At 46.1% G+C, this 8,893-nt stretch carries 9 protein-coding genes; 7 read left to right on the top strand and 2 right to left on the bottom strand.

What is annotated here, in order from left to right:
- Positions 1-317: 317 nt before the first annotated feature.
- From RLO19_RS05720 to RLO19_RS05705, 4 genes are all read left to right on the top strand, one after another.
- Positions 318-848 (top strand): F0F1 ATP synthase subunit B, encoded by a 531-nt coding sequence (locus RLO19_RS05720; RefSeq protein ID WP_446354624.1) that lies wholly within the window; start codon positions 318-320, stop codon positions 846-848.
- A 2-nt stretch (positions 849-850) separates the two neighbouring features.
- Positions 851-1,408, top strand: a complete 558-nt coding sequence (gene atpH / locus RLO19_RS05715; RefSeq protein ID WP_446354622.1) for an ATP synthase F1 subunit delta — start codon at positions 851-853, stop codon at positions 1,406-1,408.
- A 140-nt stretch (positions 1,409-1,548) separates the two neighbouring features.
- Positions 1,549-3,066 carry a F0F1 ATP synthase subunit alpha gene (gene atpA, locus RLO19_RS05710; RefSeq protein ID WP_446354621.1) on the top strand — a complete coding sequence of 506 codons (1,518 nt, stop codon included), beginning with the start codon at positions 1,549-1,551 and terminating at the stop codon, positions 3,064-3,066.
- Between the two features lie 74 nt (positions 3,067-3,140).
- Positions 3,141-4,091, top strand: coding sequence for a F0F1 ATP synthase subunit gamma (locus RLO19_RS05705; protein WP_446354619.1), 951 nt, complete (start codon positions 3,141-3,143; stop codon positions 4,089-4,091).
- Between the two features lie 240 nt (positions 4,092-4,331).
- Here RLO19_RS05705 and petJ read toward each other — a convergent pair whose 3' ends face one another.
- Both petJ and RLO19_RS05695 read right to left on the bottom strand, forming a co-directional pair.
- Complete coding sequence (petJ, locus tag RLO19_RS05700; RefSeq protein WP_446354617.1) at positions 4,332-4,664, bottom strand: cytochrome c6 PetJ; 333 nt, start codon at positions 4,662-4,664, stop codon at positions 4,332-4,334.
- Positions 4,665-4,763: 99 nt separating this feature from the next.
- Positions 4,764-4,925, bottom strand: coding sequence for a hypothetical protein (locus tag RLO19_RS05695; protein WP_446354615.1), 162 nt, complete (start codon positions 4,923-4,925; stop codon positions 4,764-4,766).
- 288 nt (positions 4,926-5,213) lie between these two features.
- Here RLO19_RS05695 and RLO19_RS05690 point away from each other — a divergent pair, with 288 nt between their 5' ends.
- The 3 genes from RLO19_RS05690 (at position 5,214) to RLO19_RS05680 (ending at position 8,587) form a co-directional block, all read left to right on the top strand.
- A complete protein-coding gene (locus RLO19_RS05690) occupies positions 5,214-6,674 on the top strand; it encodes a PAS domain-containing sensor histidine kinase (RefSeq protein ID WP_446354613.1) in 1,461 nt (486 codons plus the stop codon).
- A gap of 69 nt (positions 6,675-6,743) precedes the next feature.
- Positions 6,744-7,814 carry a serine/threonine protein kinase gene (locus RLO19_RS05685; protein ID WP_446354611.1) on the top strand — a complete coding sequence of 357 codons (1,071 nt, stop codon included), beginning with the start codon at positions 6,744-6,746 and terminating at the stop codon, positions 7,812-7,814.
- 104 nt (positions 7,815-7,918) lie between these two features.
- Complete coding sequence (locus RLO19_RS05680) at positions 7,919-8,587, top strand: histidine phosphatase family protein (protein WP_446354609.1); 669 nt, start codon at positions 7,919-7,921, stop codon at positions 8,585-8,587.
- The last annotated feature ends 306 nt before the right edge of the window (positions 8,588-8,893 follow it).

Below are 8,893 nucleotides of genomic sequence, written 5' to 3'. Positions count from 1 at the left end.
GGAAGGCGGGTTGCTGCCTGGGTTCACTCTTTGAGGTGATGTAGAGACGTAGCATGCTACGTCTCTACAGGGCGAGAGATGCTGTGTAAGACCAATTTGTAGCAATACAAAAAGGCAACGGCAAGCGAGACAGGAAGCGATGATGGTTGTTTCAATGAAGCTCAGGCTTCAGCGAATCTTGCCGGAGGACTTCACACCCTTGTATTTTGTCGGTGGTGTGACCAGAAATAACGCAAGACAAAAATTCCAGCATTTTGAGGCATTACCCAGCGTTAGCGGTAAAGCAGCATAGCAGTTCTCAATTAAAGCAGGTGTATATGGCTATTATGGGTAGTTTTTCAATTTTAGCTACCGCCGAAGGAGGAGTTGGTCTCAACCTCGATATTTTAGAAACCAATGTGATTAATTTGGTGATTATTATCGGGGTACTGGTTTACTTTGGGCGATCATTTTTAGGGAAGACCCTATCTGAGCGACGTGCCAACATTGAAGAAGCCATTAGCGATGCCCAAAAGCAGCAGAAAGATGCTGCTGCCGCCTTAGCTGATGCCCAGCAAAAGCTGGCACAAGCCCAAGCGGAAGCCGAAAAGATTCGGGCAAAGGCAGAAGAAAATGCCAACGTCGCTAGAGAAGCAATTTTGGCAGCGTCGGCTAAAGATGTGGAACGAATGAAAGCTTCAGCCGTTCAGGATTTAAACTCAGAAAGGGAACGTGCGATCGCACAACTTCGCCAGCAAGTGGTTGCCCTAGCTATGGAGCGTGTCGAGTCCCAAATCAAAAGCCAGTTAGACGAATCGGCACAGCATACCTTAGTTGACCGCAGCATTGAGCGAGTAGGAGCGAGATAATCATGAAAGGAAGTTCATTTAGTGCTGAGGTCGTTGAGCCATACGCAGAAGCTTTGATGTCTGTGGCTAAAGAACATGACCTCGTAGACCGATTCGGTGAAGACGTTGCGGCTTTGCTCGATACTTTGAAAGAATCAGAGGAGTTGCAGCAGTTTTTAGGGAATCCGATTGTCAAAGCCGATGACAAAAAAGCCGTCTTAGAACAAATCGGCAGAGAGCAACTTCACCCCTACATGGTGAATTTTTTAAAGATTCTCGTGGAGCGGCGGCGCATTCTGTTCCTGGCAGACGTATGTAAGCAGTATCAAGCACTCTTGCGGGAGTTAAAACAAGCGGTTCTGGCTCAAGTCATATCCACCGTGGAACTCAACGACGACCAGAAGCAGGTAGTGCGCCAAAAAGTGCTAGGCATGACCAATGCCCAAGATGTAGAACTAGAAACCCAAATTGACCCCGATTTACTCGGTGGTGTGATTATTAAAGTGGGGTCTCAAGTGGTTGATGCCAGTCTGCGCGGACAACTGCGTCGCATTGGTGTGAGCTTGAGTCGTTCGACTTAATGGTCATCGTTCGTGGTTCATGGTTCATGGTTCATCGTTGATGGTTTCTGAACATGACTTAGCTTGCTTGTGGCGCAAGCGAGTAGGACGAATGACAAAAGACAAAGGATAAAGGACAAAAAAGTAGAGGGATTAGTTGAATGGTAAGCATTAGACCCGACGAAATTAGCAGCATTATTCGTCAGCAAATTGAACAATACGACCAAGAGGTCAAAGTCTCTAACGTTGGTACCGTCCTGCAAGTCGGTGACGGCATTGCCCGGGTCTATGGTTTAGACCAGTGCATGGCTGGGGAATTGGTCGAGTTTGAAGATGGGACAGTTGGGATTGCCCTGAACTTGGAAGAAGATAATGTGGGTATCGTGCTGATGGGCGAAGGGCTCGATATTCAGGAAGGGAGTTCTGTAACGGCTACCGGGAAAATCGCTCAAGTTCCCGTGGGTGAAGCGTTAATTGGTCGTGTCGTCGATGCGTTGGCACGACCAATTGATGGCAAGGGAGAGATTCAAAGCGGAGAATCTCGTCTGATTGAATCCCCAGCACCGGGTATTATTGCACGGCGTTCTGTTTATGAACCCCTGCAAACTGGGATTACCGCGATTGACGCTATGATTCCCGTGGGACGGGGACAACGGGAGTTAATTATTGGCGATCGCCAAACCGGAAAAACCGCGATCGCGATCGATACAATTCTCAACCAGAAAGAAGAAGACGTTATCTGTGTCTACGTCGCTGTCGGTCAAAAGGCATCTACCGTGGTACAGGTTGTTGGTGCCCTGGAAGAGAGAGGGGCATTAGATTACACCGTTATCGTTGCCGCTAACGCCAGTGACCCCGCCACCCTGCAATATCTGGCACCCTATACGGGAGCGTCTATTGCCGAATACTTTATGTATAAGGGCAAAGCAACTCTGGTTATCTACGATGACTTGTCCAAGCAAGCTCAAGCCTATCGCCAGATGTCCCTGCTGCTGCGTCGCCCACCGGGTCGGGAAGCCTATCCTGGGGATGTATTCTATCTCCACTCCCGCTTGTTAGAACGGGCAGCCAAGCTGAATGATGAATTGGGTGGGGGTAGTATGACCGCGCTGCCAATTATTGAAACCCAAGCCGGTGACGTATCCGCCTATATTCCCACCAACGTGATTTCGATCACTGACGGTCAGATCTTCCTATCGGCTGACTTATTTAACTCCGGTCTACGCCCTGCGATTAACCCTGGGATTTCTGTATCACGGGTGGGTTCTGCCGCTCAAACCAAAGCCATTAAAAAAGTGGCAGGTAAACTCAAACTAGATTTGGCACAGTTTGATGACCTGCAAGCCTTCGCCCAGTTTGCCTCAGATTTAGACAAAGCCACCCAAGACCAATTGTCACGGGGGGTACGGTTACGGGAACTGCTCAAGCAAGCCCAATACTCTCCCTTAGCGGTGTACGAGCAAGTCGCCCTCGTCTATGCGGGTATCAATGGCTACTTAGATGACATTGAGGTGGAGAAAGTTACTGCGTTTACCAAGGGGCTGCGGGACTACTTAAAGACCAGCAAACCACAGTTTGGTGAGATTATCAAGGATAAGAAAGCCCTCACCGAAGAGGCAGAAAAACTCCTGAAAGAAGCTCTGGCTGAATACAAGCAGACGTTCCTCGTCTCTGTGTAATGGGTTCATGGTTCATGGTTCATCGGTAAAAAGCCATGAACCATGGACAATCAATAATTAACAATGAACAGACTATGCCTAATTTAAAAGCGATTCGCGATCGCATAAAATCCGTCAAAAATACTCAGAAAATTACCGAAGCGATGCGTCTGGTGGCAGCGGCGAAAGTGCGTCGCGCCCAAGAACAGGTGACATCGACTCGTCCCTTTGCCGATCGCTTGGCGCAAGTCCTCTACGGTTTGCAGAACCGTCTCCGGTTTGAAGACGCCGACTTACCCTTGCTCAAACAACGGGACGTCAAGTCGGTTGGCTTACTCGTCGTGTCTGGCGATCGCGGTTTGTGTGGCGGTTACAATAATAACGTGATCCGCCGTGCCGAAAACCGCGCCAAGGAACTCCAAAAGGAAGGCATCGACTACAAATATGTCTTAATTGGGCGCAAAGCCATCCAATACTTTGAGCGCCGGGAGCAGCCAATTGACGCCAAATACACAGGCTTAGAACAAATTCCCACGGCACCTGAAGCCTCAATGATTGCCGATGAATTGCTCTCATTGTTCCTATCGGAAGAAGTGGATCGGGTTGAACTGGTTTACACCAAGTTTGTATCCTTAATTAGTTCTCGCCCAGTGGTACAAACCTTATTACCGTTAACCGCCCAAGGATTAGAGGCACAAGATGATGAAATCTTCCGCCTCACTACTCGCGGCGGTAACTTTGAAGTACAACGGGAAAAAGTGACGACAGAAAACCGTGCTTTATCCCGTGACATGATCTTTGAACAAGATCCAGTACAAATTCTGGATGCCTTACTACCCCTGTATTTGAACAACCAGTTACTGCGGGCATTACAAGAGTCAGCCGCTAGCGAATTAGCCGCCCGGATGACGGCGATGAACAACGCCAGTGATAATGCCACTGAATTGATTGGCACACTCAGCCTGTCTTACAACAAAGCGCGACAAGCCTCTATTACTCAAGAAATTCTGGAAGTCGTTGGCGGCGCCAGCGCTCTTGGGGGTTAGTATCGCTTCCTGGGAATTCAATTAAATCAAAGCGTCTGAGTTAACTCAGGCGCTTTTTATTTGGGCGATTGGGGATATGTAGAGACGTGCCATTGTGTGTCTGTAGGGGCGGGTTTCATTATTATCGTTTCTATCTCACCCAGATGTGAATAAACCCGCCCCGCTCCCAAGAATTAACCCACCTCAAACAACATTGTAGAGACGTAGCATGCTACGTCTCTACAGTGTGACGGATCTGAATTACCAGCCCTTTTCAGCTTGCTTTAACACATAAGCGGCAACGTTGTCAATGTCGTCAGCCTGTAAGCGTCCGCGAAAAGCAGGCATAGCCCCTTTTCCGTTTGTTACTTGGGTAACAATTGCTTCCATGGAGTCCATGCCATACTTCTCCAAGGCATCTTTTTTCAGGGTCTTATTTGCCATAACGACATTACCACCACCCATGTGGCAAGCTGCACAGTTGGCACCAAAGATTTGACCTCCTTTTGTCGTATCAGCAGCTAGAGCCGGACGACTGAATGCCAAACCAAACACAGCGACGGCAAGTAAAATGATGGACAGAATTTTCTTCAATGTAGTTCTCCTCTTCTCAAACACAGACAGTAAGTATTATTGCCCAATTATAAATTGCAGCAATTTGGGACAGAATTGACCTAATCCATCAATCCGATGCTATAGGCATGATGCAATATTGTCCGCCTTTCTACAAATTTTACCAGGACACGCGCCTAATCCAGAATTTCGTTCCAATTCAAATAGCCGAGACGCCGGGAAGGATGTGCCATAGTGCCATGGCACTATGGCGAGCTGGGGGAGCATGTAGAGACGCGCCATGGCGCGTCTGGGATCTGGGGGAGAAAAAATTAAATTAGAGCTTGAACGATGAACCCTAAACCATAAAAATTGATTAAATTTTCAGGAAAGATTAAGTTTGAAAACAGTCTGTAAAAATCTCCTTACTATTTGATACAAATCTAAAATATACCCCATTTTTTTTACTATAAATATCCCAAAATGGTGAAGTAAATCACACAGCGCTGATTAGGAAACGAATAAAATATATATAAATTGCGGTTAATCCGTAAAAATGAATAGATGTAGTTAAGTAAAGGCAAACCTAAGATGACAGCCGAAAAAATTCATCAGCCAGAGAGTTCTTGTAATTATGAAATGAATGGACGGGTGAATGCAGAATTCAGAGATCCTATAGATACTCTAACGAACCTAGGGATTGGACAGAAAAATTTTGTGGCGAGAAAGTTGGAGCGGACGCTCAAAGAATTATCAGATTTGGAATTTGCGTTAGATCGAGCCGCAATCGTGGCGATTACCGATAAGCAAGGTGTGATTCGCTATGTCAATGATAAGTTTTGTGAAATATCGAGATATCGTCGAGAAGAGTTAATTGGTAAAACTCATCGTATTATTAAATCAGGTCATCATCCACCCGCATTTTTCAAAGAATTCTGGACGACGATTACATCAGGTAAAGTCTGGAAAGGTGAAATCAAGAATAAAGCCAAGGATGGAACCTATTATTGGGTAGATACTACCGTCGTTCCCTTTTTGAATGACAACGGAGAAATCTATCAATATTTAGCAATTCGCTTCGATATTACTGAGCGTAAGCAGGTAGAGGAAGCCTTGAAACAATCGGAACAGAAGGCGCGACAACAGGCACAACAACTTGAGGAAGCGCTGGAGAAGCTTAAACAAACTCAAACTCAACTGATTCAAAGTGAAAAAATGTCCAGTGTGGGTCAACTCTTGGCTGGAATTGCTCACGAAATTAATAATCCTGTCAATTTTATTTACGGCAATTTGGTTCATACTCGCGAGTATGTGGAAAGCATTTTAGATGTTTTGCGTCTTTACCAGAAACATTGCCCGGTGGAGATACCTGAAATTGAAGCTGTTATCGAGGAGGACGATATTGAGTTTATTGTTGAAGATTTACCGAAAATGGTGTCTTCTATGCAAATCGGAGCCAACCGTATCCGAGATCTTGTGCTGTCTTTGAGGAACTTCTCACGTCTGGATGAGCAGAAGATGGATTTGGTTGATATTCATCAAGGGTTAGAAAGTACATTACTGATTTTGCACAATCGCCTCAAAGCCAAAGCTGAACGCCCGGAAATTCAGGTAATTAAAAAGTATGGGGATCTGCCGCCTGTTATGTGCTATGGCAGTCAGCTTAATCAAGTGTTTATGAATCTGATTTCTAATGCAATTGACGCCTTAGAAAATCAGCCTGAACCGCGAAAAATTACAATTTCTACAGCCGTAAAAAGGGGGGAATATTGGCAGAAGCAGGGGATAGGTTTAGGGTGCGATCGCGCTTCTCAGACGCAGTGGGCGGTGATTACCATTGCCGATAATGGACCGGGAATGCCAGAAGCGACTCAGAATCACTTATTCGATCCCTTTTTTACCACCAAACCCACGGGGAAGGGAACAGGGTTAGGGTTATCCATCGCTCATAATATCATCGTGGAAAAGCACCAGGGTCAAATCCGCTGTATTTCCCAGGAGGGAAAGGGAAGCCAGTTTATTGTGGCGATTCCGTTGGCGCAGGAAGGATGAGGGATGAAGGGGGCTCCAAGTGCAGGGGGGCAAACAAATGACGTAGCTTGCTTCTTTTCGGGAGCGAGTATGACGAATGACAAATCTGCCAAAATAGAAACAAAGGGTTTAAATGCACAGGCGATGGCGTGGATAATAGGGCAGAAACTACATAATGGTCAATACACCATTGAAAAGACGTTAGGCAAGGCAGGCTTTGGTATTACCTACCTAGCCACAGACGCACAAGGAAACAAACTGGTGATCAAAACGCTGAATGAGGATCGACTCAAACAGCTTACTCCTGTACGTCGGGAAAGTCTCAAATGTAAGTTTGTCGATGAGGCGCGGAGGCTAGAGGTATGTAAGCATCCTCATGTCGTCAAGGTATACAAGACGTTTGTGGAAGGACAGTGGTTCTGTCTGGCGATGGAGTACATTCGGGGAAGGAATCTAGGGAATCTGTCTCAACGAGTTTTACCGGAAAAGGAAGCATTAAGTTATATTCAGCAGATGGGGGAGGCGCTAATCGCCGCCCATCAGCAGGGATTGCTGCATCGGAATGTAAAACCTGCCAATATTATGGTGCGGGCGAGTCAATATGAGGCGGTACTGATTGATTTTGACCTAGGCGGGAAATTTGAGTATCCTTTAATTTTGGGATGGCAAGATGAAGTCTTTGCCCCGATTGAACTTAAGTCGAAGACGCGATCGCACGGAACCTGTACCGATGTCTATTCCCTCGCCGCAACGCTGTATGTTCTCTTAACCGGGAAGCTACCCGCCACTTCTAGCGATCGCCAAAAGGGTAAGGCAGATTTAATTCCCCCAAAACAGATTAATCCTCAAATTTCTAAACGTGTCAATAAAGCGATTCTGGCGGGAATGAAACTTGAACCCGAAGCACGTCCCAAGTCGGTGCTGGATTGGTTAAAATTGTTGGGAGTACAGCGAGGTGGTGTGATTTCTGGATTAGCTAAACCACCCCGTTGGGCGATGGTTGTCGGGATTTTAGGGGTAGTTGGCATAGCCGCTGGCGTGGTATCTGCCAGTCTTGAAGGAATGGGATTTTGGGAAAAATTTATTCCTGAATCCTCTCCAGACGTCAACTCCTCAACCTCATCCCCCTTATACTTAAAATCACCAGAAACCGAGGAATAACTCTGCTTTCAACATCTAAATGAAACGATTAGGCAACGAGCCAAACAACTGGAAACCGAAGGGATTAAAGCAATAGAAGCCGTTTTTGGACAATTAGGGAACGAATGATGAATGGCAAAATTCTCAGTTGGCAAGACATTCGCAACCACCTAAAGCATCCCTTAATTTTAGCAACTCCGGTAACATTACACATTTTTCGTCATGCTCAAAGCACCGTCAATGCCGAAAAGCGAATTGCGGGTTCTCAAGACGTAGACATAACGCCTCAAGGAGAAGATCAAGCCAGGGTATTAGGAAATCAACTTGATCCGGATTACAGTTTAGCATTTGCCTCCGGATTAAAACGCGCCTATAAAACGTTAGATATTGCTATAACTAGCAGCAGGATCAGCGTGGGCAGTATCCACAAAGACGATCGCCTGAATGAACGTAATTTAGGGGTATTAGAAGGAGGAAAACTCCGATTTATTCCCGAATATGCGGCTGGGAATTTAAACTATGCACCAGAAAATGGCGAAAGTTATGCACAATTAGCTCAACGGATTTTCTCATTTTTGATTGAGTTGGCTCAGGCAACACAAACGGGGAAGGTGAATAAGGTTCTGATTTGTAGTCATATCGGTTCAATCCGGATTCTGGTTGGCATAATCACGCAAAACACAAATCCTGTGGATGTATTGAGTCAGCGTTTTGCTAATACTGAGTTGATTAAACTGGATTGGCAGCGTTTGATTATTCCAGAATTTATAGAGAAAGGTGGAATTTTTCAATAAATGAATATGTAGGGGCGGGTTTAGGAACTTAATTGACGGGAAAAGCAATAAATGTGTTACAAAACCCGCCCTACGTCACCGAAAACATTCGATTAATGGATGCGATCGCGTGAAAGATTAGGATAGATTTCGTCGTCTGGTGGTGGGGAAGAGGGCGGGTTTCGTTGTCGGGTTTGAGGTGTTGTCTGATGATTTAATTCCTAAACCCGCCCCTACAGGATGGGGATGATTGGCGTGCGATCGCGTGAAATATTAAGATAGATGTTGTGGTTTAGCGGTGGGGATAGGGCGGGTTTCGTTGTTTGG

The sequence above is a fragment of the Coleofasciculus sp. G2-EDA-02 genome (assembly GCF_040226375.1).
In the GTDB taxonomy this organism is placed as follows: domain Bacteria; phylum Cyanobacteriota; class Cyanobacteriia; order Cyanobacteriales; family Coleofasciculaceae; genus Coleofasciculus.
This window is presented reverse-complemented; position numbering and strand designations above follow the sequence as displayed.